Raw genomic sequence first — 18,931 nt, forward strand, 5'->3', positions numbered from 1 at the left:
CAGGCTATTATCCTATAAATGGAGACATTGATTGCCTTTACTATCTTACAATAAATTTTCTTGTAAAAACAGAACCATCTTCTCGTGTGAGTTTTACGATAACAACTCCTCCACTAAGATCGGACTTGGCTATTTCATATTCTCTTGCACCATTGAGTTTTGTTTTGCGAATCAGTTGTCCGTTTGGTGCATATAATTCCACATTTTTTAATTTGGAGTTACCTGACACAGAGATGAAACTTTCTCCATTTTTCCAACTTGGAGCATCTGAGTTAATAGCGAAAGTTTTTATGGTTGTAACTTCAGAAGTATCCTTATATTCTTCTATCTCATAGATTGAAGGCGCTGTTCCGGTCCATGCTATTTTTATGTCTGAAGCGTCATTGTATCCCGTCAGGTCGATAATCTGAATATTTGCAGTGGCGCATTTTCCTAAACGCGTCCAACTGCTGCCGTCGGTTGTTACACTGGCACTTGCGTTACTACCTACTGATGCATCCTGATAGATGCAAACTCCTGCGACCTTATAATCTTGCATGAAATGATAAGTGATGGGTGAACCACCATAGCCTTCCTTTGTACTTGCTTTGCTGTCATACAAGTTAAACAATCCGTTTCCATTTGCATCTTCTGCAACAGGCAAAACAAGCGAATGCTTGTTGACTTCAATTTCAAAAAGTCTTAGCCATTTTGATGTATTTGCACTGCTGACATACAAACGTACATAAAGCGCAGCCTGATCCTCACCATCAAAATCGCAATACGTCATTTCGTCATTGAACTTGACAGCATTAGCATTAGATATTGTAAATGTCGTTGTATTTGTCCCTTTTATCTTCAAGTCTTTCCAATCTGTCTTATTTGTGGAAAACTGGACTTTTGCTCCATACGGATAGTCGTTGTTGACTGTTCCGAAACATACTCTCACATCGCTAAGACGGGTGGTGTCTTCGAGTGTCAACACGTAGGCATCGCCAGTTGCTTGATTTCTGTTTAATGACCACCATGAGGTATAGTCGCCATCGGTCAAGCTGCTCAATGAAGTTCCGCTGGCATTACCACCAGACGGGACTTCAACCTGACTTATCTTTGCTGTTGAAGATGGAGTAACGGAGAAAGTCCTTGCAGACATCTTCATCGTTTTAGGAGTTTCTCCATCATTCTCGAAGATTATATACTTGATGAATCCTTCTTTGAGTTCCTCGGCAGATGTGATGGTTCGCCATGTCTTGAAGTTTTCTGACACTTTTACTGTATAATTTGCGAGCAGTGTATCATTCAGAATGTAAGATGATATTTTAGTTGCATCGGGCAACTTTATTCCGATATAATTGCCTTTGTTCAGAACAACCGTTGAAGTGATATTCAGATAATAGCTGTTTGTCGTAGTTGCATACATTGCGCGTACTGCTTTTGCTTCTATACCTGTCAGGTTAGTTACTGCCTGTCGCCCTGTTGGTAAGCCATTCTCAAAATAATTGTCCATGCAGTATTCCTGCAACCAGGCCACAAATTTCTTGAAATACAGTTCTGACGGTTGGGAAACACGTTGTGACACCGATATGCCGCTACCCATTCCTTCTAAAGCATAGGCTATGTACTTTGTATCGGTATATATCGCTTCGAGCTCTTTATTAGCAGCTATAAATTCATTCCACCTCGTTTCTCTATCGCCTGTTGTTTGCGAAACTTCTATAAGCTTCAATGAATTAGAGGTCATTGTTTTCAGCTTTTGCAGCCATGGTGCAATGTCTTGATAGAAAAGTCGGTCAGACTCTTTTTCAGATGTTTCAAATGCTATGAATTTGTCACAGGCGGTATTTATTCTTTCAAGTCTTTGTTTCAGATTAACAAGATATGTATTAGATATTCCTTTCTGAATGGCAGATTTGGAACTGTTCATCATAGTGGAAAAATCAGAGGGGTCGTTGTAACGCAGATAGTCAGCCAAGAACTCGAAATCTTCTGCATTTTCCTTACCTACCACAGCCTTAACAGCAGCCTTGTAACTTGTACTGTTAACAAACTTGGCTGTATTCCAAGCATAATCTGCAACGCTGAAAAGTGCTATTTTTGAAAGTTCGCCCTCTTGCATAGGATTGGAAACAATACCTATACCATTTTCAAGAGTTGCAGGCAGGCTTCCATTGTTTGATACACTCGGCATGTCATAGAAATTTGAATACATATCCTTTGTATATATCTGACCGTCAGCATTGTCATTACATGGATAATTCCACCACCAACCGACATTCCTCCCAAGATATTTCTTTACCTGATTGAGGTCAGAGGAGTTTGGAATACTCCACACTCCCCATCCGGTAGTATATATAGTTATGTGTTGTGGAGTATTTGCAAGAGCAGTAAAAAATCCTTGTCTCTGTTCTTCTGAACTGGAAAATGTGGTACAGTAAATCTGTGGCACAAAATGGAGTGGCTTAACAGTGTCAGCCGGTGCCGCAGTGGATTTATTGTACTTTTGTTCTATTGCCTGTTGAACAGCATTCAGTCTTTCTGCATTCAGCGCATATCCAGATTCAGAGTTAGGTATGCCAACATCATCCACAAATATAGCAAATTGTCGCACCCCGAGTTTGTACATCAAGTCAAATTTAGCCATGATGTCATTGACAACTGTTGAGCTGTTGAGGAAATTGTTTCCGGGATGAATCGCCCATATAAAGTTAACTTTGGTCTTGTGCGCCTCTTCTGTCAGTTCTTTTACCATATTTTGAGAAAGCCATCCGTTCTTTTCTTGCTGTTCTGTAATAGAAACAGGATAAGCATCTTTCCAATTATTGGAATGATATGGATCACTCTTCGCACCATAAAGATACGTATTCATCTTATAGCGCATCATAAATTTGAAAATATCCTTCTTGACTGAGACGCTGTAAGGATAACCATAGTAACCTTCAACAAGCCCCCTACTCTGCTGGTCTGCGTAGTCATAAATATTCACACACCGCAAGTTTTCGGTTCCGTTGTCAAGCATTTGTTCAAAGGTGGCGAGCCCCATGAATGTGGCATCAGTATTTTCGCCGAGCACTATGAGTTCAGCCTGTCCGTCTTGATTTCTTAGCGACAATAAATGTTTGTCATACTTATCTGTTTTACCGAAGACCGTTCTGTTCAATCCACGGGTAGAGACAAGATTATCGGCTACTTCATTTGAGCCATTGACACCGAGATAGATATTAGTCATGCCAGAGACTGCTGAACTGCTGATTTCAGCAGACACACCTGCTTCTGACAAAATGCTTTTTATTCGGTCTTTTGTATAATTGTCTATTCCCGACTCGCACACGATGTTCACTGTCGAAGAGAGCGAAACCGTCCCATCCTGCAAGTTTTGTGTTTGCGGTATCGGATAAATCGAATAGCTTTGTCCGAATGCAAAGAGGCTGATGACGCATGTCATTGCAGCTAAGAATAATCTTTTCATTTTCATTTTTAAACAGTTTTTGTGATTTATCTTAATGCAGCAAGCGTTTCCTTGAGTGCTGCTATTTTAGTCTTTGCATCGCTCTGCTTTTTCCTCTCCAATGCGACGACAGATTCCGGTGCATTCTGCACAAAGCGTTCATTTGCGAGTTTCTTTTCTACACCTGCGAGAAAACCTTCAAGGTGCTTCAACTCTGCTTCTGCTTTTGCAATTTCTGCCTCTTTATCTATAAGATTGCCGAGTTGTACGGCATATTCGGAAGTACCTATGAGGAAAGCAGAAGTTCCTTCACTCTTTGCATTCACGACAGAGATGTTTTCAACATTCGCCATTTTTTTGACCAAATCGTCATATTTTGCGAAAGTATTGTTTCCTACTACTTCGATGTTGAGTTTTTGCTTTTGAGCGATGTTCCTTTGATTTCTCACAGCCCTTACACTGCTGATTATGTTCTTTACTTGCTCCATTTCTGAGAGCATTTGATTATCCTTCTCTTCGGGCTTTCCGATATTTTGCGGACTGACCATAATGCTTTCGCCATCTTCTCTGTCATAGAGATGCTGCCAAAGTTCTTCAGTGATGAAGGGCATGAATGGGTGCAACAGATGCAGCAGATTATCGAAGATATTTAGTGTTGCTATATATGTTTCATTGTCAACAGGTTGTCCATACGCAGGTTTTACCATTTCAAGATACCAACTTGAGAATTCGTCCCAGAAGAGGCGATAGACGAGCATTAGCGCTTCGCTTATGCGATACTTTGAATAAAGGTCGTCCAGTTCTTCTGCGCTTTTCCTTATTTTGGCACTCATCCATTCCACTGCTTTTCTTGCTGTTTCAGGTTGCTGAACATCAGCAGTCTGCCATCCTTTCACGAGTCGGAAAGCATTCCATATTTTGTTACAGAAATTTCGTCCCTGCTCACAGAGTGTTTCATCGAAGAGAATATCATTTCCCGCCGGTGCACAGAGCATCATGCCTACACGCACACCATCTGCCCCGAACTTGTCAATCAGTTCGAGGGGGTCGGGACTGTTGCCAAGTTGCTTCGACATTTTCCGTCCCAACTTGTCGCGGACGATACCCGTAAAATACACATTATTGAAAGGCATCTTTCCTGTATATTCGTATCCTGCCATGATCATACGTGCTACCCAGAAGAAAATAATGTCTGGACCTGTTACGAGGTCGCTGGTGGGATAATAATAATTTATCTCTTCGTTGTTTGGATTTGAAATGCCATTGAAGAGTGATATTGGCCACAGCCATGAACTGAACCATGTATCGAGTGCATCTTCGTCTTGTCTCAGGTCTTCTGCTTTGAGATTTACGTTACCCGTTTTCTTTTGAGCAAGTTTCAGGGCTTCCTCGATTGTTTCTGCAACTACATAACCACCTTCAGGCAGATAGTATGCAGGTATTCGGTGTCCCCACCAGAGTTGCCGGCTGATGCACCAGTCCTTGATGTTTTCCAGCCAATGACGATAGGTGTTCTTGTATTTTGCAGGATGGAATTTTATTTCATCGTTCATAACCGGTGGCAGCGCGAGGTCGGCAAAATGCTTCATCTTAAGGAACCATTGCATTGACAATTTCGGCTCAATAGGCACGTTTGTACGTTCGCTGAACCCTACGTTATTGGTATAGTCTTCAATCTTTTCCAACAGTCCTGCATCAGCGAGATCCTTTTCTATTTGCTTTCTGACCTCGAAGCGATCCATTCCTACATAAAGTCCAGCAGATTCGGAAAGCGTTCCGTTATCGTTGAATATATCAATGCTTTGCAGATTGTGCTTTTCGCCAAGCATATAGTCGTTGACATCGTGTGCAGGTGTTACCTTCAGACAGCCTGTACCAAATTCCACGTCTACGTAGTCGTCCTCTATGACAGGTATGCTTCGTCCCACCAGTGGTACGATAACGCGCTTGCCTTTCAGCCATGTATTCTTTTCGTCGTTTGGATTGATACACATTGCCGTATCTCCCATAATGGTTTCAGGACGTGTAGTGGCAACAATGGCATAACGCCCATCCGGGTCGCCTTCTACCATATATTTTAAGTAGTACAACTTGCTGTGTTCCTCTTTGTAAACCACTTCTTCGTCGCTTAGAGCCGTCTGGGCCTTGGGGTCCCAGTTTACCATACGAACACCACGATAGATGAGACCTTTGTTATATAAATCAACAAAAACTTTAATAACGCTTTTTGAGCGCTCGTCGTCCATCGTAAATGCCGTTCTGTCCCAATCGCAACTTGCTCCTACCCTTCTCAGTTGTTTGAGGATAATGCCTCCGTGTTCTTCTGTCCATGCCCATGCATGCTTCAGGAACTCTTCTCGCGTGAGTTCAGTTTTCTTAATACCCTGCTCTGCTAACCTGTTGACCACTTTTGCTTCTGTTGCTATAGATGCATGGTCTGTTCCCGGTACCCAACATGCGTTTTTGCCTTCCATGCGCGCGCGTCGTACCAGAATGTCTTGTATGGTTTCATTGAGCATGTGCCCCATGTGGAGGATACCCGTCACATTTGGTGGAGGAATGACTATAGTATATGGTTTTCTACCATCGGGTTTAGATGCAAACAATTTGTTTTCTTCCCAGTAGGCATACCATTTCTTCTCTACTTCTTCCGGACTATACTTTGTTGCTAATTCCATGATTTTGTGTTTGATTTTTGAAATTTTCGCAAATTTACGAAAAACAGCCCAAACTACTTATTGAAATAATGATATTTTTTAATGGTTGACACAAATATTAAAATTGATTAAATTTCATAAAAAAAGTTATGTCAGTCTTAAAATAAGATGTTACTTTGCAGAATAAAATAAATTCAACATATTTACCATGAAAAAAATCTGCGTTATTGTAATATTGCTTGTCTGTAGTGTCAATTTGTCTTCACAGATTCCTAACAATTACTACTCATCCGCCAACAACAAAAGCGGCTCAACACTAAAGACAGCACTTAGCAGTTGTATTGTCAATCATACAGAGTTGAGTTATATTTCTTTGTGGACAGCATTTCTCACAACAGATGTTCACAATGACATAATATGGGACATGTACTCTGATTCTTCAGCATACAAGCCTGGAGGTTCCAAACAAGGTGCTTCTTATTCAGGCGAACTTGACTCATACAATCGCGAACATTCATTTCCCAAGAGTTGGTTCAACGATGCCACTCCTATGTACACAGATTTGCATCACATAGTCCCTACCGATGGTTATATCAATGGACGACGCAGCAATTACCCTTATGGGGAAACGAGTAATCCTACATATAAAAGTTTGAAAGGTTTCAGTAAATTAGGACCATGCAACAAGGATATAGGATACTCCGGGACCGTTTTTGAACCCAACGATATATATAAAGGCGACTTTGCTCGTATTTATTTCTATATGTTGACCTGCTACGAGAATCAGATAAGCAATTGGTCATCTCCTATGCTCGGCGGCAACAAGTATCCTGGCTTCAGCACATGGGCATTGAATATGTTGCTGCGATGGGCAAAAGAGGATCCCGTTAGCCAGAAAGAAATCGACCGCAATAATGCAGTTTATAAAATACAAGGGAATCGTAATCCGTACGTTGATTATGAGGGACTTGAGCAATACGTTTGGGGAGATCTGAAGAATGTTTCAGTAGATTTGAATAACTACACATCTCCTTATGGCGACATTCCAGGCTCCACTTTGTCTTCTCCTGTATTTTCTGTGTCTTCTGGCCAGGTAGATTCTGCAACAAATGTGATACTAACAGGTCCTAATGGAGCTACTATATATTACAGTTTTGACAATGGAGAAACATGGTCCAGTGGAACTCCACCTATTACTTTTGTTATTACTGAATCTACAACCATTCTTGCTTATGCCACGGATGGCACCGCAAAAAGTTCTACGACAAGTGTTAGTTACACCGTTGGTAACAATTCAAATATATCATCTTCTCTATATGAAAAAGTTATTTCCAACGATCAATTAGTATCTGGAAAGAAATATATTATTTCCGTTCCAACTCGCACGGTATGCATGGCAGAGCGAGAAAACAATGACTTCAAAACTGTTACCACATCATTTGATGGGCAATATATAGATGTTAGTCAGATGGGTGGTGTATGTACGCTTAAATTAGAAGAGACAAGTAACGGTTGGGCATTGAAGAGCACATCGACAGGGCAATATCTAGCCTGGGAGAGCGGCAACTCACTAACTACCAACAGTACTTCATCGTCAAAGAACGCATGCTGGAACATTTCGGCTAATTTTGAATCTACTGCCATAACAAATGCTGCCAACAGCCAACGTAAATTGCAATACAATGCAGCAAACAACGTTCAATGCTTCCGTTGCTACACAAGTTCTCAGACAGCCATACAACTTTATGTACAAGTCAATTCAGACAATGATAATCCTGTTTCTGACACTATCGTTGCCGCTCCCACCCTTTCATATCCATCAGAAAAACCGACACCTAATTCAGAATTTACGTTAAGTTGTGCCACTGAAGGCGCTACAATCTATTATTCATTTAACGGAAGAGAATATGTCAGCGGCAATAGCCCATGTTCGTTCACTATTGACAATATCGGTTCATATAACATAAAAGCCTATTCAGTACTTAACTCACACAAGAGTGATGTTTGTGACTGGGATATTGACATCTATCCAAGTGCTCCAAGTTTTTCACTTGCAGGAGGAACATATCCTACAGGCATGACTATAAGCATTACTGCAAGTGAAGAAGTAAACATTTACTACACACTTGACGGTACAACTCCAAGCGAAGATAGTTTCGGCTATACTGATGCTATCGTATTGCAACCTGGTACTACTACAATTACAGCAATTGCAGAAAGAGATGGTTTTGAGAGTGACGAGGTTACTGCAACATACATCATTACAGATGAAGATGATATAACAAGTGATGTTTTATACAAGAAGATAACAAGCAAGGATGAATTAGTTTCTGGTAGCAAATACCTCATAGTTTATGAAACTGACAACATAACGATGGGAGACATTGCCGGCACGGGCACAAATACCTATTTCAATTCTTGCGTTGCGAATATATCAGGCAACATTATCGAAGAAGTAAATACTGATGCCACAATCGTTACACTTGCAGGCAAAATGGACGAATGGATATTAATTATTTCTAATGGCTACATGGCATGCCAGAGAGACGCGAACTACATACAGGTTCAAAACGAAATTGACAACTCTGCACAATGGACAATAACATTTGATGAGTCAGGCAATGCTCTTATCAAGAGCAATTATAGCGGACAAAATGACCGTTGGATACAATACAACTCTGCATCGAATTCTCTTCGATTCAGCACATACAAAGGTACACAGAAGGATATCCAATTATACAAGGAAATAAAGACAGAACCAACAGGTATTGCAAATAATGCAATAATAAGCGCTAAAACAAATCACATCTACTTTGACCTGCAAGGAAGACGAGTTTACAAACCCACAAAGGGCTTTTACATTGTTAATGGTAAAAAAGTATTTATAAAATAATTTAGAGGGGTGTTCTATGAATTAGGAATTCAAGTTTGATTAGTCTTGATGCTTTTTTAGTTCTTTTGTGCATCTTTTGACCTAAGTTCTTGGTACATAGCCCGCTATGCACCTGCGAACTTAAATCAAAACCTACATCAAAATAACTCAAAAATCATTCAAGCCTAATTTATAGAACACCCCTAGAAAGAACAACAATAGAAACATCATGAAGAAAATCGGTTTATTAGCCTTTGTTTATTTTATAAGCATAAGTTTGCTTGCCCAAATCCCGAGCGGCTATTATAGCGCTGCAAACGGAAAATCAGGGTCGGCATTAAAGACGGCGCTGTATAATATTATAAACACCCACACCACGCTATCTTACAACTACCTTTGGACTGCATTTAAGACAACAGACAAGCGTAGCGATGACAAAGTCTGGGATATGTATTCCAGTGCCACAAATTATACATTCGGCACAGATCAGGCGGGAAGTTACAGCGTTGAAGGCGACAAGTATAATCGCGAGCATTCGTTCCCCAAGAGTTGGTTCAACGAAGATGCCCCCATGGTTACCGACTTGATGCACGTTGTTCCTACAGATGGTTTTGTGAATGGCAAGCGAAGCAATTTCCCTTTTGGAGAAACAGACAATCCGACCTATTCAAGTCAAGGTGGCTTCAGCAAACTTGGCCCTGCCAACAGCGACTTGGGCTATATAGGCACAGTGTTTGAGCCCGACGACCAATACAAAGGCGATTTTGCGCGAATTTATTTCTATATGGTAACTTGCTATGAAAATGTGGTAAGTAATTGGAGTGGTGGCATGACTTCGGGAAATAAATACCCTGCTTTAGCAACATGGGCAAAGGACATGCTTCTTCGTTGGGCAGAAGAAGATCCTGTTAGCCAAAAAGAAATTGACCGTAACAATGCGGTATATAACTTGCAGGGCAACAGAAATCCGTTTGTTGACTACGAAGGACTTGAGAAATACGTATGGGGCGATTTGAGTTCAACTTCCGTGGATTTGAACAACTACACATCTCCGTACGGCACATCGAGCAACACCATAAATGCACCTTATTTCTCCATAGCATCTGGTTCTGCCGTAACTTCAGGCACGACCGTTACGATTGGTTGCCGTACCTCCGGAGCCACTATTCATTATAGTACTGACGGCGGAACGACCTGGCAGACAAGCAATACAAGCGTTGCATTGACTATAACTGAAACTACCACCATCCAGGCTTACTCTACGAAAGACACTTCAACCAGTTCGACTGTCAACGCCACCTATACTATAACCCAAACCGGCGGTGGAACAACAACCGGTAGCGGCACCTTATTCGAAAAAGTAACCAATGCAGACCAGTTGGTAAGCGGCAAGAATTATGTAATTTTCTGTCCATCAAAAAATATGACCATGACTTCAAGTGCAGCGGGTAGCGCTCTCGGTTATGTTGCAACTACACTTACATCAGACGGTTATATTGACGTGAGTACCATTTCAGATGTAGCAATCCTGACACTTGGTGGCAATGAAGGCAGTTGGACACTTCTGATGAACGGAGAAAACTATTTGTCTTGGACAAGTGGTAATTCTCTAAAAACTACTGCCGGTGCAGACACAGACAATCAAAAATGGACTATTTCTATTGGCGCAAGTACCACAACTATACTGAATAAAGCCGAAAACAGTCGAAAACTACAATACAACAGTTCTTCTGGCTCCGAACGATTCGCTTGCTACACATCTTCACAGACAGCAGTTCAACTCTATGTTCAGATAGAAAACAGTTCTTCTACTGAAATCACTACTGTAGAGGCTCCTGTTTTTACTCCTGCAGGTGGAACGATGAGTAAGGGATCTGCCATAAGCATCGCATCGACCACTTCAGGTGCTACCATTCATTATACCATATCAGGCGGCACCGAACAGACAGGGACTACACCTGTAAGCATAACGCTGAGCAATCCAGGAGTTCATGAATACACTGCATACGCCACATACAATGATCTTACCAGTGAAGAGACTTCCGGAAGTTTTGAGGTATTACCTACTGCCCCAGCCTTATCTGTGGCATCAGGGACCTATACGGATGCCCTGTCATTAGAAATTACCAGTTCTGAAACAGATGTAAACATTTTCTACACCACTGACGGCACGACTCCAGACGAGACCTCTACACCTTACACTACCACAATCTCGCTTCCTTTAGGTACTACAACTGTAAGTGCCATTACAGAAATAGATGGACTTGTTTCAGAAATGACAGAGGGGACTTACACTGTCATTCCGAGTTCTCCCGAGTTTTCTGTTGTTTCGGGAACTTATAATTCCGGAACGGTCGTTTCGTTAACAACTTTATTAACAGGAACTAACATATACTACACTACAGACGGCAGCGACCCGACTACGACATCGACACCATACACTTCTGCCATAACACTGACTTCTACAACCACTTTGAAAGCCATTGCCGAGAAGGATGGTGTTAGCAGCAACATCAGCGAGGCTACATATACGATAAGAAGCGGCAGTCTGGTCAGCACTGGTATTTATGCAAAAGTAATTTCATCTGATGACTTAGAACTTGATGCCAATTACTTGATTGTCTATGAAGGAGGGTCGAAAGCGCTTGGCGCATACTTTTCAAACAACAACAAGCCATATTTTGGTGCAGTTGATGTTACAATTAACAATGACAGCATTGACTTAAACGGAATTGGCGACATGCCAACGATTCTGACTATTGTTGGTGAGGCTGATGCCTACACATTTGCACTTCAGGATAATGAGCAAACTGTATATCTTTCATGCCCGACCGACAATAATTATCTTTCAGAAAGTTCATCTGCCACCGACACAAAATCACAATGGACCATCACGATTGGAGAAACTACAACTATTAAAAACAATAGTCTTACTTCAAGATATATCAACTACAACACATCCAGTCCGAGATTTGCTACCTACAAGGCAAGTAGCAACCAAAAGGCGGTTTGTCTTTACAAGGAAGTTCTTGAAGAAAGTGCGCCCTCAACCCTTACAGTCTTATTAGGCGATGTCAACCTTGATGGAGATGTTAATGTTGAAGATGTTACAACACTCGTTAATTACATACTGGGCAGCATGGTTGCAACATTCTCCGAACCTGCTGCAGACTTTGATGAGAACGACACGATCAATGTGAGCGACGTTGTAGATTTAGTCAACAGAATTCTAAACGGCAACACGAGTGAAACAAAGGAAATAACTACCAATTAGCATTGGCAATTAATTAAAGAACACTCCTATAGAAATGGGGAATGTCCGACCTTAACGAGGCATTCCCCATTTTCGCAAAAAAAATGCGACCTTTTCAGATTGCATTTTCATTTGAGCCGAGACGGGGACTCGAACCCCGGACCTACTCATTACGAATGAGTCGCTCTACCAACTGAGCTATTTCGGCAACTTTTGTTCAAAAGTGGTGCAAAGATAATTAGTTTTTGATAATTGGCAATAAATTTAGAAGAATTTATTCCTGTTTCATTCTATTTAATATCTATTAGTTTGTGCATCTGCAAAGAAAGACGCCACAGAGGGTTTGACTTGCAGAAGGATACACAATCTTCAATTATTTTCTGGTTCTTCGCAGATATTCCGGTATCGCATGGCTGAAGGAATAAGTGTTTGGGGAATGTAAAATTGCTCTCTTCAAGTGTTTTTATAAGTCTCTTTATCTGTTCGTCATTTTGGTACACTAATTTCAGTTCATCACACTTATTTTGCTGGATTTGCGCGTTTTGTGCCTGCCCTAATTTTGGTGAAAGCGTTATCCAATCCACTTTTTCTTCAACAAGACGTGTGCCATTTGTTTCTATTGCGACAAAACGTTGCTTATCATGCAGAGCCTTTATCAGGTGGCTGTCAATAAATAAGGACGGCTCTCCTCCTGTAAGTACCACATGCAGAGCGGGATACTGGCATACAACCGATACAATCTCCTCTACAGACATTTCTTTGCCTTCTTCATGAAGCGTGTCGCAAAAAGGGCACTTCAAGTTGCATCCGGAAAACCTCACGAAGACGGCGGGGACACCACTGAAGTACCCCTCGCCTTGCAATGAATAGAAAATCTCGTTGATTTTCAAGATTTTGAAATTTTAGATATTTTCTTCTAAAGAATAGATTGCAATGTTTCCTTCTGATTCTTTGAAGGCAACTTTGTAACAATTCGGAATCTGTTCACAAATCCATCTTGCCACATTTTCAGCCGTAGGATTGAAACTGAAAATATCATTAAAGCAAACATGGTCGAGACGTTTTACGACTTGCTTTACGTGCATAAAATCGACAACCATTCCGTTCTCGTCCAGTTTTTCTGCTTTGCAATAAACAGTTACGATGGCATTATGTCCATGCATATTAGTACACTTGCTTTCGTATTGTAACGACAAGCGATGCGCGTATGAAATTTCTATAGATTTCTCGAGGTAAAACATTCCTTTATTTTAAGATTTTTGCAGTAAACACTTTATTTACGACAGATTTCAAGTTTTCTATTTCATTTTTACGAATTTCGATGGCCAAAATTGTATTTACCGCATCGTATTCTCTTGATACTATCTCAGCCCCTGCGTTTTTAGATAGCCGCATTATCACATCAACATCTGCGTAAGGCACTGCTACTTTCAGCCTCTCTTTTATAATTCTTTCCTCAATCTCGGCAGCGTTCAGTGCTTCCTTTGCAGCAATCTTATATGCAGAGAAAAGACCTCCTGTCCCGAGTTTGACACCTCCGAAATACCTAACGACAACTACGAGCGTATCAGTCAGGTCCATTGAGGTTATCTGTCCCAGGATGGGCTTTCCTGCACTTCCTGAAGGTTCACCATCATCGTTGGCTCGTGTTGCCGATTTCTCTGGTCCCAGAACATATGCATAGCATACATGCCGTGCGTCGTAGTACTTCTTTCTGAATTGTGCTATTGTATCCTTGACATCGTCTTCATTCTCAACATGCAAAGCAAACGAGAGAAAACGGCTTCTTTTTTCTGTATAATTGCCTTCACCACGTTGAGCGATAGTCAGATATGCATCCATTGATGGAGGTGATGAGAAATTTATGCTTCAAAATAGTAGAGGAAAGTAGCAATACCATCGAGTGCATGCTTCTTTTCTCCTTGTATTTCGAGACAGAATTTCAATTCTACCTTCGTAATACCTCTCAAGTCAGCAATACTCTGAAGGTCGACGACCATTCTGACACTTTGGCCTGAGAGCACTGGTTTTCCAAACTTAAGTTTGTCCATGCCATAATTAACCATCATTTTGAGGTTGTTGACTTTTGCTATTTGTTCCCAAAGGCATGGCAGAAGCGACACACTGAGATATCCATGTGCTATGGTTTGTCCAAAAGGTCCTTCTTTTGCTCTTTCCACATCCACATGTATCCACTGATGGTCGTTTGTGGCATCAGCAAACTTATTTATGCGGTCTTGATCAACGAGAATCCAATCAGACTCTCCTATTCTATTTCCTAAAAACTGTTCGAACTCCTTATGAGAGTTAATTACCACTTTACTCATGGTCTAAGAAATTATTTTATTGTTTATTACTTTTCTTAACAACGTTGGACGTTCTTTGTTTACCATTCAACGCAGTATTGTCATCTTTTCTTATAGGCTTGTTACCTGCCTTTGCTATGATTTGTTCCTTCTTTTTGTTGAGTTGCAACGAAACTATTTCCAGATTTGTATTCATCTTACAATCTGCGTCATAATCCACATATTTCATCCCTCCGTAGTTATCTGCCAAGAATTGTTCTATAGTGAATTTGAGGTTATAGTTGTCGTCTATTTTCTCGATTGGTGAGAAATTATCTATTTTTATTCCGCAGGAATCGCTCTTAGAAGGCAGGATGCCTGCCATACCTCCCTCAAGGTCATCTCTCTTCAGTGTTGTTCTGCCCAGAAAGTCCGTCATTTCTTCTGCTACATATTGTTTCATTGCAGCCACATTTCTGTTTTCGAGATTTTGGAAAAACAGATATATAACATTCTCATAATCGAAGGCTGTATTGTTTTCTTTAATAAAATTCTGCTGTGCAAGTTTCATCTCCTCAGGAATTTCTTTTTTATGCTTTCCTTTGGGATGTTGGTCAAGATACGTTTTATAACTTCTGTTTGTATTTTCTTTTTTTGCAACTATCCAATCCAAAGAATCCAATTTTGCTTCTACCAAATTAGCAAAGCAAGCATCATTGAATCTGTTTTGGAATGCTCTGAAATCGTTGGGGTTTGATGAATTTTTTATGCTTTCCCACTCTTTGACTTCCACTTTCACTTGCTCCAATCGAGCGCTTACTTCGCGGCTGTGCCTGCTTTTGGGGAAATCCTCGAGAAAGTCTTCGTAATCCTCAACATTTCGGCTGTTTTTCAGAGCGTCATACCTACTCTTTTCGTTCTCATCTCTTGTTGACGATTTATATGTGATATAAGAGATTGCTATAATTGCAGTTAAAAGTAAGACTACTCCTAAAATGAATGTTTTGCTTATTCGCTTTTTTTTGTTCTTCACCTGTTGGCTGTCTTGCACATTGTCAGTTGAATTCGAACTGTTATTTTTCGATGTTTTATTTTCCATTTTGCTCCCTCTATCTTATTTTTCTGCAAAAATACGTATTGAAGACAAAATTTCAAAATAATTAACAGTTGAAAAACAATGGTGATTGTAAACAAATGATTATTTTTGCAAGAATAAATGAATAAACATAGCAATTAATTGTCTGTAATAATTATGAAAAGTTATATTCTTTCTCTTGTTTTCTGCATACTCTCAGTTTTGGGAGTCAATGCTCAAAAAGTGGCATGTGCCACAAACGTGATACAAATAGTAAACGGAAAAGGCGTTGCGAGCCAGAAGTCCATTAAGAATTCCGGTCTTTCACTTCTCAAGAAGTCAGGTGGTCATTACATTTATGGAAACAATGTTGAGATTGTCAATAATGTCGTAAAACCCCTCAACAACCATGCCTGCTACCTTAATATCTCGAATACAAAAACCCTGTCGGCTGTAATTTACTTCAAAAACAAGGTTGACGCCAATAAGTTTTGGAACGAACTGATGTCTCAGAGTTACATACCTTGCAAAGGTAGTGTTAATCTTTACGAGAAAGTACATAATAATGTTGTTTACCATGTTGTGCAAAAGCCAGTTTACAAGAATGGCTGGCACACTATCAATCTTAATGCTAAACGTCCTGTGCAAAATGACAAACAGGCAACGAAAGAGCCCACCAATCCTGGTAAGAATGAGCCCATTTCAACAACAAAAACAAATGGCAAAAAAGATAATTCTACACAGAAAAAACCAAGCGTTCAGGGTGCAAAGAGCACTCAGGGTAATTCAAGGAAGACGCCCCCTATGAAATCTACAAAGCCCACACTAGACACGAATACTAACGAAACAAAATCTACAAACAAAAAAGTAGAGAACAACACGACTAAACGACCTATGCGACTGACTCCAGAGTCACCAAGAAAGGATTAAATAATCTTCTATGAACTCAAATGATTTTTAACCAGTTATACCTATAACGAACTTGCCGCATATATAATCATAAAACTACTATAAGATATAAGAATAAAAGATATAAATGAAGTCTCCGTCTTCTCAACATTCTGAAAAATCAAAAAGGGGGAATTACAAGAATTTCTTAAATAGAACTTTTTGGGTTTCTATTTTTGTTATTACAGGATTATCTATACTCTTTTTTCTCCCTGATATTACATTTTTTGGTATTGAGTTAAAAAAAATAGACATATTAAGCGACATAAAGAAAGATTCAAATAAAAATGCGTCCTCTGGATTAATCGCACAAATCAACAATGCACATCAAACGTTCAACGATTCTTGTAAAACAGGTGTGACTTGTATCAGAAACTATTCTCAAGAAGAAGGCAAAGGTATGGACGCATTTTACAGTGCGCTTGATAAAGCGTCTCAACAAAAAGTCAGGATCGCTTTTCTTGGTGATTCATTCATTGAAGGAGACATTCTTACAGGCGATTTGCGCGACATGCTTCAAAAGAAATATGGCGGGCAAGGTGTAGGTTTTACAAGTATCGATAATGAGGCTGCACATTTCAGAAAGACGTGTCGTACAACTAATGAGGGTTTCAACAAGCACACCATTTTGGACAAAAACAACAAGATTGAACTAATTGGATTGAGTGGGCAATATTTTACACAAGCAGACAGTGTGCCTCATGCTTCTTTTGAATTGAAAACTCTACCAGACATCTTTTCCACTTTAGGCAACTGTAACCAATCTGAGTTTTTCTATAAAGGAAATGGTAGGTCTTTCAACATTACAGCACGCGTTAATGGAAGTGAAACAATAAATTTCCAAGCAGAGGCTACTCCTGGATTGCATAAGTTGACTGCAACCAATAGTCAAATCAACTCCATACGTTGGCACGTTGACGAAGGTCGTGGAGCGGTGTTTTATGGTGCTACGCTTGAAAACTCAAGTCCAGGCGTATTTGTAGACAACTTTGCCTTAAGATCGAACACAGGAAAAAGACTAATTGACCTATCGGAAGAATTGTTAAGACAGATTGACTCTTTGCGCCACTATGACCTGATTGTACTCCAATATGGCCTAAACATTGTTCACAAACGCTGCACTGATTACTCCACATACGAGGATGAACTTGCAAACATTGTAAAAAAACTCAAACATTGTATGCCCAATACTGCTATAATGATTTTTGGTATGGCAGATAGATGTTCCAAAGGTTCGGATGGCAACTTTCACACTATGAACGCGATTAAATCTTTCATTATTCATCAGGAAAATGCTGCAATTAAATCTGGCTGTTCATTTTGGAACACATTTGAGGCCATGGGTGGTGAGGACAGCATGGAAAAGTTTGTAGAATCATCTCCCCCTATGGCAAACAAAGATTATACTCACATCAATTTTGAAGGAGGCGCATATTTTGCGAAACTGCTTTATGATGCACTCGTATGGGGCAAACAAGAATATGACAGAAAATTACAACTAATAAACAATAATAAAAATTAGATGAAACGCATTATTTATAAGATTATAAACATATTTGTTTTGATGCAAACAATGTTTATATTTTCAACAAGATCCCAAATTGTAACCAAAGAATTGGAAGCAGAACTATTGGTAAATCCTAACTATCCTACAATATTTGAAGGGATGTCGTCTAATGTGATTATAGATGACAACTGTAGTTTGGACGCTTTTTACGAAAAGTTGTACCAATCTAAATTCAGAGGTTCGCAAGATCCAATCAGTGTAGTTCACATAGGTGACAGCCATGTGGCAGGACGCTTTTTTCCTAAACAAGTTGGCGATAATCTTGAAAAAAACTTCCCATCAGTAAAATTCAGCGATTTTGGTAAGAATGGTGCCACATTCACCTCTTTTATGAATTCTGGCTTGTTGCCAAAAGTATATCAACAAAATCCTGATTTGGTTATTTTGTCTTTTGGAACAAATGAAGGCTATTCTTCAACATATACAGGTGAGAGACACTATGGTCAAATAGATCAACTCATCTCAACCATAAAGGAACAGTTGCCAAATGTACTTTTCTTACTAACGACTCCTACTGGTTGCTATTTAAAAAATGGAAAAATTAACCCAAAGAACGGAGAAGTAGCACGCACCATCGTTAAATATGCCAATGAGAACAATATGGCAGCCTACGATCTTTATGATGTGCTTGGAGGTGAAGATTATGCGTGCCAAAATTTGAAAGCAGCCAAATATTTCAGAGTAGATGGCGTGCATTTTACATGGGATGCCTACAAAATGCAGGGTATAATGTTGTACAATGCCATTATAAATGGTTTTCTCGACTATATAGAAAACACCAAACAATAATATTTCTATTTTCATAACACTTATATACATTGGATTTCAGCCATCTTATAGGAAAATTTGA

The 18,931-nt window shown here is 40.0% G+C and carries 12 protein-coding genes and 1 tRNA gene; 5 read left to right on the forward strand and 8 right to left on the reverse strand.

The genetic code is table 11. The features are described from left to right. Positions 1-40: 40 nt before the first annotated feature. Together C7Y71_RS01750 and C7Y71_RS01755 are read right to left on the reverse strand one after the other, a co-directional pair. Positions 41-3,445, reverse strand: coding sequence for a beta-N-acetylglucosaminidase domain-containing protein (locus tag C7Y71_RS01750; RefSeq protein WP_193215939.1), 3,405 nt, complete (start codon positions 3,443-3,445; stop codon positions 41-43). A 26-nt stretch (positions 3,446-3,471) separates the two neighbouring features. Further along, positions 3,472-6,102: a valine--tRNA ligase gene (locus C7Y71_RS01755; protein WP_111897778.1), complete on the reverse strand. Its 2,631-nt coding sequence runs from the start codon at positions 6,100-6,102 to the stop codon at positions 3,472-3,474. 187 nt (positions 6,103-6,289) lie between these two features. Here C7Y71_RS01755 and C7Y71_RS01760 point away from each other — a divergent pair, with 187 nt between their 5' ends. After that, positions 6,290-8,974, forward strand: a complete 2,685-nt coding sequence (locus tag C7Y71_RS01760; protein ID WP_111897777.1) for an endonuclease — start codon at positions 6,290-6,292, stop codon at positions 8,972-8,974. Positions 8,975-9,182: 208 nt separating this feature from the next. Next, the gene (locus tag C7Y71_RS01765) at positions 9,183-12,227 is read left to right on the forward strand and encodes an endonuclease (protein ID WP_111897776.1); all 3,045 of its coding nucleotides are present in this window, start codon (positions 9,183-9,185) and stop codon (positions 12,225-12,227) included. Positions 12,228-12,341: 114 nt separating this feature from the next. On the opposite strand, the gene C7Y71_RS01770 is transcribed toward C7Y71_RS01765, so the two are convergent. From C7Y71_RS01770 to C7Y71_RS01795, 6 genes are all read right to left on the reverse strand, one after another. After that, positions 12,342-12,414, reverse strand: a tRNA-Thr gene (locus C7Y71_RS01770). Positions 12,415-12,496: 82 nt separating this feature from the next. Then, positions 12,497-13,099: a 7-carboxy-7-deazaguanine synthase QueE gene (locus C7Y71_RS01775; RefSeq protein ID WP_111897775.1), complete on the reverse strand. Its 603-nt coding sequence runs from the start codon at positions 13,097-13,099 to the stop codon at positions 12,497-12,499. 9 nt (positions 13,100-13,108) lie between these two features. After that, a complete protein-coding gene (locus tag C7Y71_RS01780) occupies positions 13,109-13,447 on the reverse strand; it encodes a 6-pyruvoyl trahydropterin synthase family protein (protein ID WP_111897774.1) in 339 nt (112 codons plus the stop codon). 4 nt (positions 13,448-13,451) lie between these two features. Then, positions 13,452-14,048: a YigZ family protein gene (locus C7Y71_RS01785; RefSeq protein WP_111897773.1), complete on the reverse strand. Its 597-nt coding sequence runs from the start codon at positions 14,046-14,048 to the stop codon at positions 13,452-13,454. Between the two features lie 20 nt (positions 14,049-14,068). Next, on the reverse strand, positions 14,069-14,533 hold the full coding sequence (locus C7Y71_RS01790; RefSeq protein WP_111897772.1) for a MaoC family dehydratase: 465 nt from the start codon (positions 14,531-14,533) through the stop codon (positions 14,069-14,071). Between the two features lie 16 nt (positions 14,534-14,549). Beyond that, positions 14,550-15,590 carry a hypothetical protein gene (locus C7Y71_RS01795; protein WP_111897771.1) on the reverse strand — a complete coding sequence of 347 codons (1,041 nt, stop codon included), beginning with the start codon at positions 15,588-15,590 and terminating at the stop codon, positions 14,550-14,552. Positions 15,591-15,743: 153 nt separating this feature from the next. On the opposite strand from C7Y71_RS01795, the gene C7Y71_RS01800 reads away from it, so the two are divergent. From C7Y71_RS01800 to C7Y71_RS01810, 3 genes are all read left to right on the forward strand, one after another. Continuing rightward, positions 15,744-16,496 (forward strand): hypothetical protein, encoded by a 753-nt coding sequence (locus tag C7Y71_RS01800; RefSeq protein WP_146739351.1) that lies wholly within the window; start codon positions 15,744-15,746, stop codon positions 16,494-16,496. A 106-nt stretch (positions 16,497-16,602) separates the two neighbouring features. Further along, on the forward strand, positions 16,603-18,036 hold the full coding sequence (locus C7Y71_RS01805; RefSeq protein ID WP_111897769.1) for an SGNH/GDSL hydrolase family protein: 1,434 nt from the start codon (positions 16,603-16,605) through the stop codon (positions 18,034-18,036). Continuing rightward, positions 18,037-18,870 carry a GDSL-type esterase/lipase family protein gene (locus C7Y71_RS01810; RefSeq protein WP_111897768.1) on the forward strand — a complete coding sequence of 278 codons (834 nt, stop codon included), beginning with the start codon at positions 18,037-18,039 and terminating at the stop codon, positions 18,868-18,870. Positions 18,871-18,931: the final 61 nt, after the last annotated feature.

This window comes from Pseudoprevotella muciniphila, assembly GCF_003265305.2.
Taxonomy (GTDB): Bacteria; Bacteroidota; Bacteroidia; order Bacteroidales; family Bacteroidaceae; genus Alloprevotella; species Alloprevotella muciniphila.

What these genes read in the sequence shown, in the direction of transcription:
- C7Y71_RS01750 (WP_193215939.1), bottom strand. Translation starts at nt 3,445, where the DNA reads ATGAAAAGATTATTCTTAGCTGCAATGACATGCGTCATCAGCCTCTTT.
- C7Y71_RS01755 (WP_111897778.1), bottom strand. Translation starts at nt 6,102, where the DNA reads ATGGAATTAGCAACAAAGTATAGTCCGGAAGAAGTAGAGAAGAAATGG.
- C7Y71_RS01760 (WP_111897777.1), top strand. Translation starts at nt 6,290, where the DNA reads ATGAAAAAAATCTGCGTTATTGTAATATTGCTTGTCTGTAGTGTCAAT.
- C7Y71_RS01765 (WP_111897776.1), top strand. Translation starts at nt 9,183, where the DNA reads ATGAAGAAAATCGGTTTATTAGCCTTTGTTTATTTTATAAGCATAAGT.
- C7Y71_RS01780 (WP_111897774.1), bottom strand. Translation starts at nt 13,447, where the DNA reads ATGTTTTACCTCGAGAAATCTATAGAAATTTCATACGCGCATCGCTTG.
- C7Y71_RS01785 (WP_111897773.1), bottom strand. Translation starts at nt 14,048, where the DNA reads ATGGATGCATATCTGACTATCGCTCAACGTGGTGAAGGCAATTATACA.
- C7Y71_RS01790 (WP_111897772.1), bottom strand. Translation starts at nt 14,533, where the DNA reads ATGAGTAAAGTGGTAATTAACTCTCATAAGGAGTTCGAACAGTTTTTA.
- C7Y71_RS01795 (WP_111897771.1), bottom strand. Translation starts at nt 15,590, where the DNA reads ATGGAAAATAAAACATCGAAAAATAACAGTTCGAATTCAACTGACAAT.
- C7Y71_RS01800 (WP_146739351.1), top strand. Translation starts at nt 15,744, where the DNA reads ATGAAAAGTTATATTCTTTCTCTTGTTTTCTGCATACTCTCAGTTTTG.
- C7Y71_RS01805 (WP_111897769.1), top strand. Translation starts at nt 16,603, where the DNA reads ATGAAGTCTCCGTCTTCTCAACATTCTGAAAAATCAAAAAGGGGGAAT.
- C7Y71_RS01810 (WP_111897768.1), top strand. Translation starts at nt 18,037, where the DNA reads ATGAAACGCATTATTTATAAGATTATAAACATATTTGTTTTGATGCAA.